This is a genomic window from Diaphorobacter sp. MNS-0, from assembly GCF_019602835.1.
Lineage (GTDB): Bacteria > Pseudomonadota > Gammaproteobacteria > Burkholderiales > Burkholderiaceae_C > Diaphorobacter > Diaphorobacter nitroreducens.
In genome coordinates this window covers 3,372,201-3,390,562 of the sequence record NZ_CP080761.1, presented here as the reverse complement: position 1 = coordinate 3,390,562, position 18,362 = coordinate 3,372,201, and the positions used below count along the sequence as shown (strand labels likewise).

15 protein-coding genes are annotated in these 18,362 nt (G+C 67.1%); all 15 read left to right on the top strand.

What is annotated here, in order from left to right; all coding sequences use genetic code 11:
* Positions 1 to 43 precede the first annotated feature (43 nt).
* The 15 genes from K2L43_RS16105 (at position 44) to ftsW (ending at position 18,355) form a co-directional block, all read left to right on the top strand.
* Entirely contained in the window at positions 44 to 1,231 is a 1,188-nt protein-coding gene (locus K2L43_RS16105) for a class I SAM-dependent rRNA methyltransferase (protein WP_220637982.1), read from the top strand.
* Between the two features lie 107 nt (positions 1,232 to 1,338).
* Positions 1,339 to 2,463, top strand: coding sequence for a GTP-binding protein (locus K2L43_RS16100; RefSeq protein WP_220637981.1), 1,125 nt, complete (start codon positions 1,339 to 1,341; stop codon positions 2,461 to 2,463).
* 23 nt (positions 2,464 to 2,486) lie between these two features.
* Positions 2,487 to 3,332 carry an RNA polymerase-binding protein DksA gene (dksA, locus tag K2L43_RS16095; RefSeq protein WP_370633115.1) on the top strand — a complete coding sequence of 282 codons (846 nt, stop codon included), beginning with the start codon at positions 2,487 to 2,489 and terminating at the stop codon, positions 3,330 to 3,332.
* A 53-nt stretch (positions 3,333 to 3,385) separates the two neighbouring features.
* A complete protein-coding gene (locus K2L43_RS16090) occupies positions 3,386 to 5,194 on the top strand; it encodes an STAS domain-containing protein (protein ID WP_220637980.1) in 1,809 nt (602 codons plus the stop codon).
* 93 nt (positions 5,195 to 5,287) lie between these two features.
* Positions 5,288 to 5,833 (top strand): ATP-dependent protease subunit HslV, encoded by a 546-nt coding sequence (gene hslV, locus K2L43_RS16085; protein WP_041836099.1) that lies wholly within the window; start codon positions 5,288 to 5,290, stop codon positions 5,831 to 5,833.
* 95 nt (positions 5,834 to 5,928) lie between these two features.
* Positions 5,929 to 7,269, top strand: coding sequence for an ATP-dependent protease ATPase subunit HslU (gene hslU, locus K2L43_RS16080; RefSeq protein ID WP_220637979.1), 1,341 nt, complete (start codon positions 5,929 to 5,931; stop codon positions 7,267 to 7,269).
* Between the two features lie 264 nt (positions 7,270 to 7,533).
* Positions 7,534 to 7,962, top strand: a complete 429-nt coding sequence (gene mraZ / locus K2L43_RS16075) for a division/cell wall cluster transcriptional repressor MraZ (RefSeq protein ID WP_011806773.1) — start codon at positions 7,534 to 7,536, stop codon at positions 7,960 to 7,962.
* Between the two features lie 9 nt (positions 7,963 to 7,971).
* Entirely contained in the window at positions 7,972 to 8,898 is a 927-nt protein-coding gene (rsmH, locus tag K2L43_RS16070; protein WP_220637978.1) for a 16S rRNA (cytosine(1402)-N(4))-methyltransferase RsmH, read from the top strand.
* 106 nt (positions 8,899 to 9,004) lie between these two features.
* Complete coding sequence (gene ftsL / locus K2L43_RS16065; RefSeq protein WP_088888337.1) at positions 9,005 to 9,307, top strand: cell division protein FtsL; 303 nt, start codon at positions 9,005 to 9,007, stop codon at positions 9,305 to 9,307.
* Positions 9,304 to 11,052 carry a penicillin-binding protein 2 gene (locus tag K2L43_RS16060; protein WP_220637977.1) on the top strand — a complete coding sequence of 583 codons (1,749 nt, stop codon included), beginning with the start codon at positions 9,304 to 9,306 and terminating at the stop codon, positions 11,050 to 11,052. Before ftsL ends, K2L43_RS16060 begins: the two co-directional genes overlap by 4 nt.
* Positions 11,049 to 12,554: a UDP-N-acetylmuramoyl-L-alanyl-D-glutamate--2,6-diaminopimelate ligase gene (locus tag K2L43_RS16055; RefSeq protein WP_220637976.1), complete on the top strand. Its 1,506-nt coding sequence runs from the start codon at positions 11,049 to 11,051 to the stop codon at positions 12,552 to 12,554. Before K2L43_RS16060 ends, K2L43_RS16055 begins: the two co-directional genes overlap by 4 nt.
* The gene (gene murF, locus K2L43_RS16050; RefSeq protein WP_047350617.1) at positions 12,551 to 14,014 is read left to right on the top strand and encodes a UDP-N-acetylmuramoyl-tripeptide--D-alanyl-D-alanine ligase; all 1,464 of its coding nucleotides are present in this window, start codon (positions 12,551 to 12,553) and stop codon (positions 14,012 to 14,014) included. Before K2L43_RS16055 ends, murF begins: the two co-directional genes overlap by 4 nt.
* On the top strand, positions 14,005 to 15,183 hold the full coding sequence (gene mraY, locus K2L43_RS16045; protein WP_220637975.1) for a phospho-N-acetylmuramoyl-pentapeptide-transferase: 1,179 nt from the start codon (positions 14,005 to 14,007) through the stop codon (positions 15,181 to 15,183). Before murF ends, mraY begins: the two co-directional genes overlap by 10 nt.
* A complete protein-coding gene (gene murD, locus K2L43_RS16040) occupies positions 15,180 to 17,078 on the top strand; it encodes a UDP-N-acetylmuramoyl-L-alanine--D-glutamate ligase (protein ID WP_220637974.1) in 1,899 nt (632 codons plus the stop codon). Before mraY ends, murD begins: the two co-directional genes overlap by 4 nt.
* Entirely contained in the window at positions 17,075 to 18,355 is a 1,281-nt protein-coding gene (gene ftsW / locus K2L43_RS16035) for a putative lipid II flippase FtsW (protein ID WP_015914263.1), read from the top strand. Before murD ends, ftsW begins: the two co-directional genes overlap by 4 nt.
* Positions 18,356 to 18,362 lie beyond the last annotated feature (7 nt).

Genomic DNA, 18,362 nt, shown 5'->3' with positions numbered 1-18,362 from the left:
CGGGTGCGACAAAAGCGCTCACCCGCGCGCGCACAATCCGGGGATGAAAACCATTCGACTGAGACCCGGCAAAGAGCGTTCGCTGCAGCGCCGCCATCCCTGGATTTTTGAAGGTGCCATCGCCAAGGGCGGCGGCGACAGCGGCGAGACGGTGCGGGTGGAGTCGGCGGAGGGCCAGTTTCTTGCCTGGGCGGCGTTCAGCCCCCAGTCGCGCATCCGTGCCCGGGTGTGGAGCTTTGACGAGAAGCAGCGCATCGACGCTTCTTTTTTTATAGCTGCTTGCGCCCGATCCATAAGCGCTAGAGACCGTTTTCCCATTGAAAGCAATGGCGTGCGGCTGGTCCATGGCGAATCCGATGGGCTTCCGGGGCTGATCGTCGACCGCTACGAGGACACGCTGGTGGCCCAGTTCACCAGCGCGGGCACGGAGCGCTGGAAGGCCGTCATCGCCGATGCGCTGCTTCAGGCGACAGGCCTGTCGCGCCTGTACGAGCGCTCCGACGCCAGCGTGCGCCAGTTGGAAGGCCTGGCGCCCGCCACCGGCTGGCTGCGCGGGCAGGGGCCGCAAGAGCTGACGATCCGCGAGCATGGCTGGCGGCTCACGCTCGACATTGCCGAAGGGCACAAGACGGGCTTCTACCTCGACCAGCGCGACAGCCGGCACCATTTCTTTAGCACGGTGCAGCGCCTGGGCCTGCAGCGCGTACTCAACTGCTATTGCTATACGGGCGGCTTCACGGTGGCGGCGCTGGCCGGCGGCGCGGGGCAGGTCACGTCCATCGATTCTTCCGGCCCCGCGCTGGAGCGTGCGCGGGCGCACGTGCAATTGAACGGGTTCGACGCGGCGCGGGCCGAATTTCTGGATGCCGACGTGAATGGATCCCTGCGCCGCTTCCTGGCCGAAGGGCGGCGCTTTGACGCGATCGTGCTCGACCCGCCGAAGTTCGCCCCCACGGCGGCGCATGCCGAGCGTGCGGCGCGCGCCTACAAGGACATCAACCGTCTTGCGCTGCAACTGCTGGAGCCGGGCGGCGTGCTGTATACCTTTTCCTGCTCGGGCGGCATCAGCGCCGACCTGTTTCACAAGATCGTGGCCTCGGCGGGTGCGGATGCGGGCGTGGACGGCTACGTGCTGGGGCGCCTGGCCGGCGCGCCCGACCACCCGATGACGCTGGAGTTCCCCGAGGGCGAGTACCTCAAGGGTCTGGCCGTCATGCGCAAGCCGGCATGACGCTGCGGGCGCGAAGGTCTTGACAGGCTCTGTACACTGAAATTCGATTCCCATGCGGCGGTCGTCCAGGCCGCCGTTTTGCGTTTGCACTCCACGGAAAGCGACCCATGGCCCTGATTCCCGTCACCATCCTCACCGGCTTCCTCGGCTCCGGCAAGACCACGCTGCTCAAGCGCGTGCTGTCCGAAATGCACGGCCAGAAGATCGCCGTGATCGAAAACGAGTTCGGCGAGGAAAACATCGACACCGACATCCTCAAGACCGAGTCCAAAGAGCAGATTCTGCAGATGAGCAACGGCTGCATCTGCTGCACCATCCGCGAGGATCTGCGCGAAACCCTGCAGCTGTTGGCCGCCAAGCGCCGCAAGGGGCTGGTGGCGTTCGACCGCGTGGTGATCGAGACCACGGGGCTTGCCGACCCCGGCCCCGTGGCGCAGACTTTCTTCATGGACGATGAGATCGCCGAGACCTATCTCATCGATTCCATCATTACGTTGGTGGACGCCAAGCACGCCCAGCAGCAGCTGGACGACCGCCAGGAGGCACGCCGGCAGGTGGGCTTTGCCGACCAGATTTTCCTGTCCAAGACCGACCTGGTGAGCGAGGAGGAAAAGCACGACCTGATCCACCGCCTCAAGCACATGAACCCGCGCGCGCCCATCCGCGCGGTGCATTTTGGCGATGTGCCGCTGGCCGAGGTGCTGGACCTGCGTGGCTTCAATCTCAATGCCAAGCTGGACATCGACCCGGACTTCTTGAAGGAAGAAGACGCGCACGACCACAGCCATTGCGACCATGACCACGGGCACTGCGAACACGAGCACGACCATGGTCATGACCATGCGCACGGCGAGCACGGCGGCCACGACCATGGCCATGGCCATGAGCACAAGCATGACGAGCACTGCAAGCACCCGCATCACCACCACCATGACGACGACGTCAAGAGCTTCGTCTACCGCGCCGACCGTGCCTTCGATCCGGCCAAGCTGGAGGACTTCCTGGGCGCCATCGTCAATATCTACGGCCCGCGCATGCTGCGCTACAAGGGCGTGCTGAATATGAAAGGCACCGATCGCAAGGTGATCTTCCAGGGCGTGCACCAGCTCATGGGCAGCGACCTGGGCCCCCAGTGGGCCGAAGGCGAGGCGCGCCAGAGCAAGATGGTGTTCATCGGCATCGACCTGCCGCAGGACATCCTGCAACAGGGGCTGGAGCAGTGCCTGGTGTGAGACCCGTGGTGGCTGGCGGTAAAGTGCACTACGCCTGTGTGGTATCCACAACGTTTTGCGCTCGGCCAGCGCAGGTCTATACAATCGCGCCCCGGCAAAAACGCCCCCTGGGGCGCGTGCCATTCGCACCGTGCTGCACGAGGGGCCCTGGGCCCCGCACGCAGGCGGAAAAAGCCCGAACTGCGAGGAGACAGGAAGTGAAAGCCCAGTCCAGCAAAGCCCAGGCTGCGGCCCAGGCCAAGCGCGCGGGCGACGAACCCGCGCCGGTAACCGCGCGGCGCCTCCGGCCTTCTCCTTCCGGTTCCGGGCAATTGACCGTACCATCCAAGGCCACCGCGGCGGCGCCCGGCGCCCCCGAAGCCAGCTTTACCCAAACTATGCCTACGACCCTGCAAACCCCTGTGGCGGCCGCCAAGAAAGATCCCAAGCTGGCCAACAACTGGAAGACCAAGTCTGCCGAAGACCTGACGGACGCCGAAGTGCTGGCCATGCCCGAGAGCGAGTACATGAATGAGAAGCAGCTGGCGTTCTTCCGCCACAAGCTGACTCAGCTCAAGCAGAACATGCACCACAACGCGGGCGAAACCACCGAGCACCTGCGCGAGGACACCGTGGTGGTCCCTGATCCGGCCGACCGCGCGACGATCGAGGAAGAGCACGCGCTGGAACTGCGCACGCGCGACCGCGAGCGCAAGCTGCTCAAGAAGATCGAGCAGTCCATCGCGCGCATCGACGCCGGCGACTACGGTTATTGCGACGAGACGGGCGAGCCCATCGGCGTAGGCCGCCTGCTGGCGCGCCCCACGGCCACGCTGTCGCTGGAGGCGCAGCAGCGCCGCGAACTCAAGCAGAAAATGTTTGGCGACTGATCCAGCGGTCGATTGCCGCAAGACGCCCGCACTGCGCACGCCCATTTGCATCCATGAGCAAGGAAGACACCACCACATCCGGCGGCCTGCTGTCCAAGATGGTGCGGTTCGTGCGCAATCCCACCGTCAACTGGTCCGATCTCGATGCGATCGAGGCGGACCGCGAGAGCCAGTACAGCAAGCAGATGCTCAAGGAGATGATCGAGCGCAAGCGGCGCAACGATTTCGTGCGCCGCCGCGAGTTCGATCAGCTGCGCAAGCTGCGCCAGCGCGAGGCCCTGCACGGCCAGCGCCCTGAAGACATCACTGCGCGCACGTCGTTCTTCCAGACCAGCATGACCTCGCCCGATGAGCGGGCCGTCACGCTCAAGAAGATCGACGAAATCGAGGCGCAGATGTCGCAGCAATGGTGGAAGGGCAAAGGGTCGGGCGAAACCCCGGCCTCAACCCCTGCGGCGCCTGCGCCTGACGGTGCGGCGCTGCCCGCAGCGTCCGCAGCCCCCGCGCCGCGACCCGCACCGGTGGCTGGCGCGGCTTTTGCCGCTGCACCCACCGCAGGACAACCGTCGCCTGCGGCCGCGGCCATGGCGGCGGCGCTGGCCTCCAGCGGGCTGGCCGGCGACCCTGCGCGCGCCTTTGCGCCGACGGCGCCGCTGAGCCTGCCGCCGACGCTCGATAAGGCGCCCGCCGTCGAGCCGATGTTCCACGACGCGAGCCCGGTGGTCGTGCCCCCGCCGCTCGCGGAGGACGCGCCGCAGCCCGCGCCGTCCCAACCGGAGAAGTTCGTGCACGAACCCGACCTGGAAGAGGCCGCGATCCGCTTTGCCAATGGCGACTATGCCGGCGCGGAGTCGGGCCTGAAGGAAGTGCTGGTCCAACACCAGCACAGTGACCCCCAGCAGCAGCATGACATCTGGATGACCCTGTTTGACCTGTACCGGGCTACGGGCCAGCAGGAGCCTTTCGACGCGCTGGCCATTGACTATGCCGCTCGTTTCGGTCGCTCGGCGCCGCTGTGGTTCTCGTTGCCCGAACAGCTGGGTTTGAAGGCCATGACGCCTGACGTGGGTGCACCCGCCATCCCGCAGAGGGAACTGAGCTGGAGTGCGCAATCCACCCTCACGCAGCAATCGATTGCGGCGCTGCAGGCCTCGCTGGCGCGTTCCGCGCCGCCCTGGACCCTGAACTGGACGCGGCTGACCGCGATCGATCTGCCGGCGGTCACCGCGCTGGCCGAGCTGTTCGAGGCCTGCGCGGAGCGGGATGTGCAGATCCACTTCGTTGGCACCGCCGCGCTGCAGGGGGTCCTGCAGGCCCACACCCAGTCGGGGGACCGCGGCGCCGATCCACAGTGGTGGCGGCTGCGCATGGCGGCACTGCGGCTCATGGGGCTGCCCGATGAATTCGAACTCGTCGCGCTGGACTACTGCGTCACCTACGAGGTCTCGCCGCCATCGTGGGTGCCTCCGCGCTGCGGCTACAGCGGCGACGACGGTGCGCAGCCACCGGCCACGCCAGACGCGGCCGACAGCGCGCTGTACGCGTCGGGGTTCGCGCTGTCGCAGCCGGGCGGCGTGGACGAGGGGCCTGCCGCCACGCTCGAAGGCCACATCGAGGGGGATGCGGCCTCCGTCCTGGAGCCGCTGGAGCCTCTCGTGCGCCCCGGTGTGCCGCTGAACGTGGCCTGCGACCGGCTGATCCGCATCGATTTCGCTGCCGTGGGCTCGGTGCTGAACTGGGCGGCCACCCAGCAGGCGCAAGGGCATGTGGTGCAGTTCACCAACCTGCACCGGTTGGTCGCCGTGTTCTTCAACGTGATCGGCGTGAACGAGCACGCCTGGGTGGTGCCTCGCAAGAACTGAGGCCGCACCGGCTATTTGCTACTCCGAGGCCGTTGCCGAGAAGGTGCTCTGCCGTGCTTGCAAGGCGGCGCAGCGCCCCCATATGCACCAGCTATGGAACAGTACCACGGCACCACCATCCTCAGCGTCCGGCGCCAGACGGCAGACGGCATCCAGGTCGCCCTTGGCGGCGACGGACAGGTCACCCTGGGCAACATCGTTGTCAAGGGCACGGCGCGCAAGGTGCGCAAGCTCTACCAGGGGCGGGTCCTGGCAGGCTTTGCCGGCGCCACGGCCGATGCGTTCACGCTGTTTGAGCGTTTCGAGGCCAAGCTGGAAAAGCACCAGGGCCAACTGACGCGCGCGGCCATCGAACTCACCAAGGATTGGCGTACCGACCGCGTGCTGCGCCGCCTGGAGGCCATGCTGGCCGTGGCGGACCATTCCGCGTCCCTCATCATCACCGGCAACGGCGACGTGCTGGAGCCCGAGCAGGGCATCATCGCCATCGGCTCGGGCGGCGCCTACGCCCACTCGGCCGCCAAGGCGCTCTTGAGCAACACCGACCTGCCCGCGGCCGAGATCGTCAAGAAGTCGCTGGAGATCGCGGGCGAGCTGTGCATCTACACCAACATGCACCACACCATCGAGACGCTGTAGGCGTCGTGTGGTGGGCTATCTTTTTTGTAGCTGTTTGCGCTTGTCTATCAAGCGCTAGCGGCTCCTTTGACTCATAAAGACAGGCAGGCTGCAGCATGTCCTCCATGACTCCCCAGGAAATCGTCTCCGAACTCGACCGCCACATCGTCGGCCAGAACGGCGCCAAGCGCGCCGTGGCCATTGCGCTGCGCAACCGCTGGCGCCGCCAGCAGGTGGACGCCAGCCTGCGGCACGAGATCACGCCCAAGAACATCCTCATGATCGGCCCCACGGGCGTGGGCAAGACCGAGATCGCGCGGCGCCTGGCGCGCCTGGCGGACGCGCCGTTCATCAAGGTCGAGGCCACCAAGTTCACCGAGGTGGGCTACGTGGGCAAGGACGTGGATTCCATCGTCCGCGATCTGGTGGAAGTGGCCGTGAAACAGACGCGCGAAGCCGACATGAAAAAGGTGCGCGTGCGTGCCGAAGACGCCGCCGAGGACCGCATCCTGGACGTGCTCATTCCTCCGGCGCGCGGTGCCAGCGTCGATACCGCGCGCACCGGCGAGCCCGCGGGTGACAGCACGGCCCGCCAGGTGTTCCGCAAGAAGCTGCGCGAGGGCCAGCTGGCCGACAAGGAGATCGAGATCGACCTGGCGGATGCGCGGCCGCAGTTCGAAATCATGAGCCCGGCCGGCATGGAGGAGATGACCGAGCAGTTGCGTGGCATGTTCAGCCAGATGGGCCAGGAGCGGCGTCGCGCGCGCAAGCTCAAGATCGCCGAGGCCATGAAGCTGCTGGTCGAGGAAGAGGCCGCCAAGCTGGTCAATGAGGAAGAGGTCAAGACGCGGGCGCTGGCCAACGCCGAGCAGAACGGTATTGTTTTCATCGACGAGATCGACAAGGTCGCGTCGCGCCAGGAGGCCGGCGGCGCCGACGTCTCGCGCCAGGGCGTGCAGCGCGACCTGCTGCCGCTCGTGGAAGGCACCACGGTGTCCACCAAGTACGGCATGGTCAAGACCGACCACATCCTGTTCATCGCCTCGGGGGCGTTCCACCTCGCCAAGCCGAGCGACCTGATCCCCGAGCTGCAGGGGCGCTTCCCGATACGCGTGGAACTCACCTCGCTGTCTGTACAGGACTTCGAAGCCATCCTCACGCAGACCCACGCGTCGCTGGTCAAGCAGTACCAGGCGCTGCTGGAGACGGAAGGCGTCACCCTGGATTTCACGCCCGAGGGCATCACCCGCCTGGCCCACATTGCCTTCGAGGTGAACGAGCGCACCGAAAACATCGGCGCGCGCCGCCTGTCCACGGTGATGGAGCGGCTGCTGGACGAGGTGAGTTATGACGCCACGCGCCTCTCGGGGCAGACCGTGGTGGTGGATGCCGGCTACGTGAATGCACGGCTGCAGTCGCTGAGCCAGGACGAAGACTTGTCCCGATACATCCTGTGATGCCTGGTTGCGTGGGACGTCAAGCCTTCATAAACCACTTGCATACCTACAGCTAAGTGCTTAATCAATAAGGACATTTGCCCGATTCTCACCTTGGAAATCGGCGCTAAGTCCTTGATTTCATTGCAAAATTTTGTTGCGGCGCCTCTTGCCTGGTGTTCTTTTCCTGCTACAGTGCAAAAAAGTGCAATTAAGTGGTGAAAAGTGCCCTTTGTACCCTCTCTCGGGGTGGAAAGCGGCAGTAGCGGGCAAGGGGTTCCATCGGTGTTTCAAGGGGCGTCATCGCTGAGTCTGGATGCAAAGGGGCGGCTGTCCGTGCCGACCCGGCATCGTGACGCCCTCACGGCGCAGGCGGGCGGCCAGCTCACCCTCACCAAGCACCCCGATGGCTGCCTGATGGTCTTCCCCCGTCCCGAGTGGGAGAAGTTCCGCGAGCGCATTGCCCAGCTGCCCATGTCCGCGCAATGGTGGAAGCGCATCTTCCTCGGCAACGCGATGGACGTGGAGATGGACGGCACCGGCCGGGTGCTGGTCTCGCCCGAATTGCGCGAGGCGGCCGGCCTGTCCAAGGACGCCATCCTGCTGGGCATGGGCAACCACTTCGAGCTGTGGGACAAGGCCACCTACGAGGCCAAGGAAGCCGCGGCCATGCAGGCCGAGATGCCCGATGTCTTCAAGGATTTCTCTTTCTAGGGGCCGCGTGTGAACCAGCCCCTGCAACACACCACGGTCCTGCTCGACGAGGCGGTGCACGCCTTGCTGGGCGAGGGCGATGCGCCTGCGGGCACCTTCGTGGACGGCACCTTTGGCAGGGGAGGGCATTCGCGGCTCATCCTGCAGCGGTTGGGGCCGCAAGGCCGCCTGGTGGCGTTCGACAAGGACACCGAAGCCATTCAAGCAGCGGCGCGCATCACGGATGCGCGCTTTTCCATTCGGCACCAGGGGTTCAGCCATCTCGGGGAACTGCCCGCCGCCAGCGTGTCCGGTGTGCTGCTGGACCTGGGCGTGAGCTCCCCGCAGATCGACGACCCCCAGCGCGGGTTCAGTTTTCGTTTCGATGGTCCGCTGGACATGCGCATGGACACCACGCGTGGCCAGAGCGTGGCCGAGTGGCTGGCAGATGCCGAAGCGGCACAGATTGCGGAGGTGATACGTGACTACGGTGAAGAACGGTTTGCTGGCCCCATTGCAAAGGCGATTGTTGCTCGGCGCACGGAACGCGGCCCCATTGCAAGCACCGCCGAACTGGCCGACATCGTGGCTGGCGCGGTCAAGACCCGCGAGCCGGGCCAGAACCCTGCAACGCGCACATTTCAGGCTCTTCGGATTTTCATCAACGCCGAGCTTGAGGAGCTGCAGCATGCGCTAGAGGGTAGCCTGCATGTGCTGCGGCCCGGTGGCCGGCTGGTGGTCATCAGCTTCCACTCGCTGGAAGACCGCATCGTCAAGCAGTTCATCGCACAGCACTCCAAGGAGGTCTACGACCGCCGTGCGCCGTTCGCGCCGCCCCAGCCGATGCGGCTCAAGGCGCTGGAGCGCATCAAGCCAAGCACGGACGAGGTGGCCGCCAACGCGCGTGCGCGCAGCGCCGTGATGCGCGTGGCGGAACGCACGGAGGTGCCCGCATGAGCGACGCGCGGATGCGCCATGTGGCCACGCTGCACGCGCATGCACGGGGCGCGCTCGCTCCGCGGCACAGTCCTTCGAGCGTTGCAGGGCACGCGGGAGGCGGGCGATGACGCGCATCAGCCTTGTGCTGCTGCTGGCGGTGATGGCCAGCGCGCTATACCTCGTGCATACGCAATACCAGTCGCGAAGGCTGTTCACCGAACTCGATCGCGCGGTGGCTGAGTCGCGCCGCCTGGAGACCGAGCACCAGCGTCTGCAGGTGGAAAAGCGCGCGCAGGCCACGCCGCTGCGCGTGGAGCGCCTGGCGCGCGACCGGCTGCAGATGCGTACCGCCACGCCGGCCATTACCGAATACGTGACCGACGGCGGTAACGTCGTCGTGCCAGCTGGCGAGGGGCGCGCGCCGTGAGCAGCCGCAGCGTCAACTACACCTCCAGCCCTCTGCTGGCCAGCAAGACACCTGTCTGGCGCAGCAAGTTCATCGTCGCCCTGGTGGCGCTGGGTTTCGTGGGCCTGGCGGGGCGCGCCGCCTACGTGCAGGTGATTGGCAACGACTTCTTTCAGCGCCAGGGCGAGGTACGTTTTGCGCGCACGCTGGAGCTGCCGGCCAACCGGGGCCGCATCCTCGACCGCAATGGCCTCATCCTCGCTTCCAGCGTTCCGGCGGCCAGCATCTGGGCCATCCCTGAAGATGTGGAAATGGCCAAACCCGAGGTGCGCGCCAAGCTCAAGGACCTGGCGCGTCTCATGGACATGCCGCTGTCCACGCTGCAGGGCAAGCTGGCCGACGAGGACAAGACCTTCGTCTGGATCAAGCGCCAGCTCGACTGGGACGTGGGCCAGCAGGTCACCGCCCTGGGGCTGAAGGGCATCTACCTGCGCAAGGAATACAAGCGCCAGTATCCCGAGGGCGAAGCCGCCGCGCACGTGGTGGGCTTCACGAACGTGGAAGACCACGGTCAGGAAGGCATGGAGTTGGCCTTCGACAAGGATCTGGCGGGCAAGCCGGGGTCGCGCCGCGTGATCAAGGATCGCCTGGGCCGCGTGGTGGAGGGCGTAGGCGCCGAAGTGCCGCCCGTGGATGGCAAGGACATGCAGCTGTCCATCGACAGCAAGGTGCAGTTCTTCGCCTACCAGAAGTTGCGCGACACCGTGCAGGCGCACAAGGCCAAGGCCGGCAGCGTGGTGGTGCTGGATGCGCGCACGGGCGAGGTGCTGGCCTTGGCCAACTACCCCAGCTATGTGCCCGACAAGCGCCAGAACCTGACGGGCGAGCAACTGCGCAACCGCGCGCTCACCGACGTGTTCGAACCCGGCTCCACCATCAAGCCCATCACGGTGGGGCTGGCGCTGGAGAGCGGCCGCTTCAAGCCCGAAACCAGCGTGGACACCACGCCAGGCCGCTTGACCATCACCGGCTCGACGATCAGCGATACGCACAACTACGGGCTGTTGACCGTGGAGGGCGTGATCCAGAAGTCCAGCAACGTGGGTACCACGAAGATCGCGATGCAGCTGCCGGCGCAGGAAATGTGGGAAACCTTCTCTGCCGTCGGCTTCGGGCAAAAGCCGCAGATCGCCTTTCCGGGGGTGGCGAGCGGGCGGCTGCGCCCCTACAAGAGCTGGCGGCCCATCGAGCAGGCCACCATGTCCTACGGCTACGGGCTGTCGGCCAGCCTGTTCCAGATGGCGCGCTCCTATACCGTGTTTTCCAACGGCGGCAAGGTGATTCCCGCCACCATGCTGAAGACCCACGAAGCGCCCGTGGGCGTGCCCGTGTTCTCCGAACGCACCGCCAACCAGGTGCGCAAGATGCTGCAGATGGCCGCGGGGCCCGGCGGCACGGGCCAGAAGGCGCAGACGGTGGGCTATTCCGTGGGCGGCAAGTCCGGCACGGCGCGCAAGCAGGTGGGCAAGAGCTACGCCTCGGGCAAGTACCGCGCCTGGTTCACCGGGCTTGCGCCCATCGACCAACCGCGCATCATCGTGGCCGTGATGGTCGACGAGCCCAGCAACGGCGTGATCTACGGCGGTGCGGTCGCGGCGCCGGTGTTCAGTGAAGTGGTGCAGCAGACCCTGCGCATGATGGGCGTGGCGCCCGACATGGCTGTCAAGCCGCTCATCGTCTCCAACGGTGTGGAGGAATCGCTGTGAACGCACTGCACACGCTCACCACCCTGCAGGAGGCCGTGGACTGGCTGCGCCAGCGCGTCACGGGTACGCTGCAGACGGACAGCCGCCTGATCCAGCCGGGCGATGGGTTCATCGCGTGGCCCGGCGCGGCCACGGACGGGCGCGCCCACGTGGGCGACGCCGTGGCGCGCGGCGCTGCCGCCTGCCTGGTGGAGTGCGAGGGCGTGGAGCCCTTCGCCCTCGCGGGAGACCACATCGCGGCGCTGCGCGGCCTCAAGGCCGCGACCGGCATGATTGCCTCCGAGTGGTTCGGCCACCCTACCCAGCGCCTGCAGGTGTTGGCCGTGACCGGCACCAACGGCAAGACCAGCACGGCCTGGTGGCTGGCGGATGCGCTCAATCAGCTATCAAAAAAAGAGCTGCCAGCGCTTGCTGGATGCGCGCTGGTGGGTACTTTGGGTATGGGCGTGCCGCCAGCGTTGCAGACCACGGGCATGACGACCCCCGACCCGGTGCGCCTGCAGCGCGCCTTCGCGCAGTTTGCGGAAGCGGGCCATCGCGCCTGCGCCATCGAGGCATCGTCTATCGGCCTGGCCGAGCACCGCCTGGACGGCACACGCATTCACGTGGCGCTGTTCACCAACTTCACGCAGGACCACCTGGACTACCACCCGGGCATGGCCGCCTACTGGCAAGCCAAGCGCGCACTGTTCGACTGGCCGGGGCTGCGCGCATCCGTAGTCAATGTGGACGACCCGCAGGGCGCCGCTCTGCATGCCGAGCTGCAGGGCAGTGACCTGGATCTGTGGAGCGTCTCCCTGCAGGGCCCCGCCCGCCTGCAGGCCAAGCACATCGTGCACACGGGTGCCGGCCTGGCCTTCACGGTGGCCGAAGGCGCGCATACCGAGGTGCTGCAAACCCAGGTCATCGGCCTGTACAACGTGTCCAACCTGCTGGGCGTGATTGCAGGCATGCGTGCGCTGGGGGTGCCCCTGGCGCAGGCGCTCCAGGCCTGTGCGCGCCTGCGGCCCGTGCCCGGGCGCATGGAGCAGTTGGCGGCCGCTGGCCAGCCGCTGGTGGCTGTGGACTATGCCCACACGCCCGATGCGCTGCACCAGGCGCTGGCCGCGCTCAAGCCCGTGGCGGCGCAGCGCGGAGGGCGGCTGTGGTGCGTGTTCGGCTGCGGTGGCAACCGCGACGCCGGCAAGCGTCCGCTGATGGGAGCCGTGGCACAGCGCGAGGCCGACGAGGTCATCGTCACCAGCGATAACCCGCGGGGTGAGGAGCCGCAATCCATCATCCACCAGATCCTGCTGGGCACGATTGCAGGCACCAGCGTGCGTGCCGAGGTCGACCGCGCCGCGGCCATCGCGCAAGCGCTGGCCGAGGCCGGCGCCAACGATGTGGTGCTGATTGCCGGCAAGGGCCATGAGGACTATCAGGAGACGGCGGGCCAGCGTGTGCCGTTCTCCGACATGGCGCACGCGCGTGCAGCGCTCGCGCGCCGAGGAGGCGTGGCATGAGCCACCACCAGAACAACTCCCCCATGATGACGCTGCAACAGGCGTTTGATCTGCTGCGCGCCCGCATTCCTGGTGCGCGACTGATCGGCGAAGGTGCCACGCCGCTCGCGCGCGTGCACACCGATACCCGCACGCTGGCCGCAGGTGACCTGTTCGTGGCGCTCAAGGGTGAGCGTTTCGATGCGCACCAGTTCCTGTCCCAGGCGCGAGCGGCCGGCGCCGCGGCGGCCATTGCGCATGCGGGCCTGGCCGACGCCGGTCTGCCCGGCATCGAGGTCCCCGACACCCTGGCCGCCCTGGGAGCGCTAGCCGCTGGCTGGCGCGCGCAGCGGGATCTGCCGCTGATCGCCGTGACCGGCAGCAACGGCAAGACCACGGTCACGCAAATGATCGCGGCGGTGCTGCGGGCCTGGAAAGGCGACGCCGCGCTGGCCACGCAGGGCAACTTCAATAACGACGTGGGCGTGCCCCTCACGCTGCTGCGCCTGCGGCCGGGCCACGAGGCTGCGGTGGTCGAGTTGGGCATGAACCATCCCGGCGAGATCGCGAATCTGGCGGACATTGCCCGGCCCACCGTGGCCCTGGTCAACAACGCCCAGCGCGAGCACCTGGAATTCATGCACACGGTGGAGGCCGTGGCGCGCGAGAACGGCAGCGTGCTGTCTGCCCTGACGGCCGATGGCACGGCTGTGTTCCCGGCGGCAGATGCCTTCACGCCCTTGTGGCGCGAGCTGGCCGACACGCGGCACTGCCTGACCTTTGGCGAGGCCGCGGGCGAGGTGCGCTGCGCCGCAGCGCAATGGGGCGACGGCGCATGGCAGGTGCGCATCGACACCCCCAACGGCGCATTCGATACGCGGCTGGCCATCGCAGGGCGCCACAACGTCACCAATGCCCTGGCCGCCACGGCCTGCGCGCTGGCCGCGGGGGTGCCTCTGGCGAGCATTGCGCAAGGGCTGGCGGCTTTCGCGCCGGTCAACGGGCGCTCGCGGGCGCTGGCCGTGCGTTGCGGGGGGCGTTCCATCACGGTGGTGGACGACAGCTACAACGCCAACCCCGACTCGGTGCATGCGGCCATCGAGGTGTTGGCCGCACTGCCTGGCCCGCGCCTGCTGGTGCTGGGGGACATGGGCGAGGTGGGCGACCAGGGGCCGCAGTTCCACGCCGAGGCCGGCGCGCACGCCCGTGCGCGCGGCATCGAGCAGCTGTTTGCGCTGGGCGACCTAAGCGCCCACGCCGTGCAGGCCTGCGGGCCGACGGCACGGCATTTCAAGGACATGGCTGCGCTGCAGGCCGCGGTGGTGCAGGCCCTGCCCGCCGTGGGCAGCGTGCTGGTGAAGGGATCGCGATTCATGAAGATGGAACAGGTCGTGCAGGCGCTACAGGCCTTGCATGAGGGCGGCGCTGCGGGCGTCATCGTTGCCGCCGCTGCCGGGCAAGAGGGGGCTGCATGCTTGTAATGCTGGCGCAATGGCTGCAGGGCCTGTCTCCCGAATTCAGTTTTCTGCGCGTGTTTCAGTACCTCACTTTCCGCGCGGTAATGGCAGCGTTGACGGCGCTGCTCATCGGCCTGATTGCGGGCCCCAGGGTCATTCGCATGCTCACGGCGCTGAAGATCGGCCAGCCCATCCGCAGCTACGCCATGCAGACGCACCTGTCCAAGAGCGGCACGCCCACCATGGGCGGCGTGTTGATTCTGGGCTCCATTGCCATCTCCACGCTGCTGTGGTTCGACCTGTCCAACCGTTTCGTGTGGATCGTGCTGGCCGTGACGCTGGGGTTTGGCGCCATTGGCTGGGTAGACGACTGGCGCAAGGTGGTCAACAAGGACCCCGAGGGCATGCGTTCGCGCGAGAAGTATTTCTGGCAATCGGTGATCGGGCTGCTGGCCGCGCTGTACTTGGTGTTCAGCATTTCCGAGAACTCCAACACGCGGGTGTTCGAGCTGTTCATCACCTGGGTGCAGTCCGGCTTTTTGATGGACCTGCCGCCCAAGGCAGGCCTGCTGGTGCCGTTCTTCAAGGAAGTGAGCTACCCGCTGGGGGTGCTGGGCTTCGTGATCCTGACCTACCTGGTGATCGTGGGCTCCAGCAACGCCGTGAACCTGACCGACGGCCTGGACGGCCTGGCCATCATGCCCGTGATCATGGTGGGCGCCTCGCTGGGCATCTTCGCCTACGTGACCGGTAACGCGGGCTATGCGAAATACCTGCTGTTTCCTTATATCGCCGGCTCGGGCGAGCTGTTGATCTTCTGCGCCGCCATGGCGGGCGCGGGCCTCGCCTTCCTGTGGTTCAACACCCACCCCGCCCAGGTTTTCATGGGCGACGTCGGCGCGCTGGCTTTGGGCGCTGCGCTGGGCACGATCGCGGTCATCGTGCGCCAGGAGATCGTGCTGGCCATCATGGGCGGCATCTTCGTGGTGGAAGCGCTTTCGGTGATGCTGCAGGTGACCTGGTTCAAGTACACCAAGCGCAAGTATGGCGAGGGCCGGCGCCTCCTCAAGATGGCGCCGCTGCACCACCACTTTGAGAAGAGCGGCTGGAAGGAGACGCAGGTCGTCGTGCGCTTTTGGATCATCACCATGCTGTTGTGCCTCGTGGGTCTGACCACGCTGAAGCTGCGATGAACACTGGCCACCACGATCCCCTGCACCCCGACGCATTCGGCGCCGCAGCGACGACTGTGCCCCCGGCGCCCCCGTCCACGCCCACGCCCGGGGAGCGGGACGACGCGTTGCCGCAGGATGCGGCGCACGACAGTCCGCCGCAGGATCTATCGCCCTTGCCAGCGCCCGCGCAAGATGCAGCGGCGCGCTATGACTACACCGCACCCGCGGTGTCAGCCGCGGCCGCCGCGGCCGAGTTCGTGGCGCGCATCTTTGCCGACGCGGCTCCGGCGGACGGTGGCGCTGGCGCGTCTGCTGAAGACACACCCGTTTCTCCGGCTGCGGACCACGCCGTTGAGGAACCTGCCGTCGCGTCCGAGGAGGCCCCGCAGGCGCCGCCCGCGCTTGCCGGCAAGCAGGTGCTGGTGCTGGGCCTGGGCGCCTCGGGCCTGGCCATGGCGCGCTGGTGTGTGCGCTGTGGTGCGCAGGTCACCGTGGCCGACACGCGCAGCAGTCCGCCGCAGCTGGCGGTGCTGCGCGCAGAACTGCCGCAGGTGGAGTTCATCGCCGGCGCCTTCGATGAGACCCTGGTGCAGGGGCGCGCGCTGCACGCGGTATACCGCTCGCCAGGTCTGAGTCCGAATGAGATTGCTCCTGTTGTTATAGCTGCTCGCGCGTGCCAGATAAGCGTGGAAGGCGAATTGGGCTTGTATGCGCAGGCGCTGCGCGAGCTGCGCGCCGGTCAGGGCTATGCGCCCGCGGTGCTGGCCATCACCGGCACCAATGGCAAAACCACCGTGACCTCGCTCACGGGGCTGCTGGTGGAGTGCGCGGACAAGCGCGTGGCGGTGGCCGGCAACATCGGCCCCACGCTGCTGGATACGCTGGCGCAGCACATCGACGCGGGCACGCTGCCCGAGGTGTGGGTGCTGGAGCTGTCGAGCTTTCAGCTCGATGGCGTGCAGGGCTTCGAGCCCACGGCCGCGGCCGTGCTCAACATCACGCAGGACCACCTGGACTGGCACGGCAGCCTGCAGGCCTACGCACAGGCCAAGGGGCGCATCTTCGGCGAAACCGGCCTCATGGTGCTCAACCGCGAGGACGCGGAAGTCATGGCCCTGCTGCCGCCGCCAGTGCGCGTGAAGCTGCAAAAGCCCCAGTTGCGCGCACACGTGACCTTCGGTGGTGACATGCCGCAGCGCCCGGGGGACTTCGGCATCGAGGTGGTCAGCGGCATGGCCTGGCTGGTGCGTGCACACGAGGCGGACGAAACGGCCAAGCGCGGCAAGGCGCAGGACGCCGAGCTGCACATCCAGCGCCTGATGCCCGCCGACGCGCTGCGCATCCGCGGGCGGCACAACGCCATCAATGCCCTGGCTGCGCTGGCGTTGGCCCAGGCTGCGGGCTGCCCGCTCGCGCCCATGCTCTACGGCCTGCGCGAATACCGCGGTGAGCCGCACCGCGTGGAGTCCGTGGGCATCGTGCACGAGGTGGAGTACTTCGACGACAGCAAGGGCACCAACGTGGGCGCCACGGTGGCTGCGCTGACCGGGCTGGGCGCCGACCGGCGCCTGGTGGTGATCCTGGGTGGCGACGGCAAGGGTCAGGACTTCTCGCCGCTGGCCGCGCCCGTGGCGCGCTATGCGCGCGCGGTGGTGTTGATCGGGCGCGACGCGCCGCAGATCCGCGCCGCGCTGCAGGGCTGCGGCGTGCCGCTGCAGGACGCCGCCACGCTGCCCGAGGCCGTGCAGTTGGCCACACAGCGCGCCCATGTGGGCGACGCCGTGCTGCTGTCGCCCGCCTGCGCCAGCCTGGACATGTTCGACAATTACGCGCACCGCGCTCGCGTTTTCTGCGAAGCCGTGCAGGCGCTGGCCGAAGACGCCGGCCAGACGCTGGAAGGAGGGACGGCATGACCGCCGCGACCGCCGCTTCCCGTCCCTCGTTGTGGCAGCGCATGCGGGCCTGGGCGGGTGCCGCGCCGGCCGCAAACGCCGACGTCCTGCCCGTGCGCGTGGGCGGCACCGAATACCGTCGCACGGCCGCCACGCCCGCACGCGTGCTGGGCTTCGACCAGGCGCTGTTGTGGGTGGTGGTCCTGCTGCTGGCCTTCAGCGTGGTGATGGTGTATTCGGCCTCGATCGCCATGCCGGACAACCCGCGCTTTGGCAACATCGCGCCCACGCACTTCCTGCTGCGCCACGCGATTGCCATCGGCGTGGGGTTCGTCGCGGCACTGATCGCGTTCCAGGTATCGATGGACACTTGGGAGCGCATGGCGCCGTGGTTGTTCGTGGCCTCCATCGTGCTATTGATCGCGGTGCTGATCCCGCACGTGGGCACCATGGTGAACGGCGCGCGGCGCTGGCTCAGCCTGGGGTTCATGAACTTCCAGCCGTCCGAGCTGGCGAAGTTCGCGGTGCTGATCTACGCATCGGACTACATGGTGCGCAAGATGGAGGTCAAGGAGCGGTTCTTTCGCGCCGTGCTGCCCATGGCCGCCGCCGTGGCGGTGGTGGGTGCGCTGCTGCTGGCAGAGCCCGACATGGGCGCCTTCATGGTGATCGCGGTGATCGCCATGGGCATCCTGTTCCTGGGGGGCGTGAACGCGCGCATGTTCTTCCTGATTGCGGGTGTGCTGGTGGCGGCCTTCGCCATCATGATCGCCAGCTCACCCTGGCGCCGCGAGCGCGTGTTTGCCTACCTCGATCCGTTCAGCGAGCAACATGCCCTGGGCAAGGGCTACCAGCTCTCGCATGCGCTGATCGCCATTGGCCGCGGCGAGATCTTCGGTGTGGGGCTGGGTGGCAGCGTCGAGAAGCTGCACTGGCTGCCCGAGGCGCATACCGACTTCCTGCTGGCGGTGATCGGCGAAGAATTTGGCCTGGTGGGTGTGCTCACGCTGATCGTCGCCTTCCTGTGGATGACGCGGCGCATCATGCACATCGGCCGCCAGGCCATCGCGCTGGACCGCGTGTTCTCGGGCCTCGTAGCCCAGGGCGTGGCGATATGGGTGGGCTTTCAGGCCTTCATCAACATGGGAGTGAACCTGGGGGCGCTGCCCACCAAGGGGCTGACGCTGCCGCTGATGAGCTTTGGCGGATCGGCCATCCTGATGAACCTGGTCGCCATCGCGGTGGTCCTGCGTGTGGATTACGAAAACAAGCTGCTCATGCGCGGAGGCCGTGCATGAGGAACCT

What these genes read in the sequence shown, in the direction of transcription:
- K2L43_RS16100 (WP_220637981.1), top strand. Translation starts at nt 1,339, where the DNA reads ATGGCCCTGATTCCCGTCACCATCCTCACCGGCTTCCTCGGCTCCGGC.
- murF (WP_047350617.1), top strand. Translation starts at nt 12,551, where the DNA reads ATGAGCCACCACCAGAACAACTCCCCCATGATGACGCTGCAACAGGCG.
- mraY (WP_220637975.1), top strand. Translation starts at nt 14,005, where the DNA reads ATGCTTGTAATGCTGGCGCAATGGCTGCAGGGCCTGTCTCCCGAATTC.
- hslU (WP_220637979.1), top strand. Translation starts at nt 5,929, where the DNA reads ATGTCCTCCATGACTCCCCAGGAAATCGTCTCCGAACTCGACCGCCAC.
- K2L43_RS16090 (WP_220637980.1), top strand. Translation starts at nt 3,386, where the DNA reads ATGAGCAAGGAAGACACCACCACATCCGGCGGCCTGCTGTCCAAGATG.
- murD (WP_220637974.1), top strand. Translation starts at nt 15,180, where the DNA reads ATGAACACTGGCCACCACGATCCCCTGCACCCCGACGCATTCGGCGCC.
- ftsL (WP_088888337.1), top strand. Translation starts at nt 9,005, where the DNA reads ATGACGCGCATCAGCCTTGTGCTGCTGCTGGCGGTGATGGCCAGCGCG.
- hslV (WP_041836099.1), top strand. Translation starts at nt 5,288, where the DNA reads ATGGAACAGTACCACGGCACCACCATCCTCAGCGTCCGGCGCCAGACG.
- ftsW (WP_015914263.1), top strand. Translation starts at nt 17,075, where the DNA reads ATGACCGCCGCGACCGCCGCTTCCCGTCCCTCGTTGTGGCAGCGCATG.
- K2L43_RS16105 (WP_220637982.1), top strand. Translation starts at nt 44, where the DNA reads ATGAAAACCATTCGACTGAGACCCGGCAAAGAGCGTTCGCTGCAGCGC.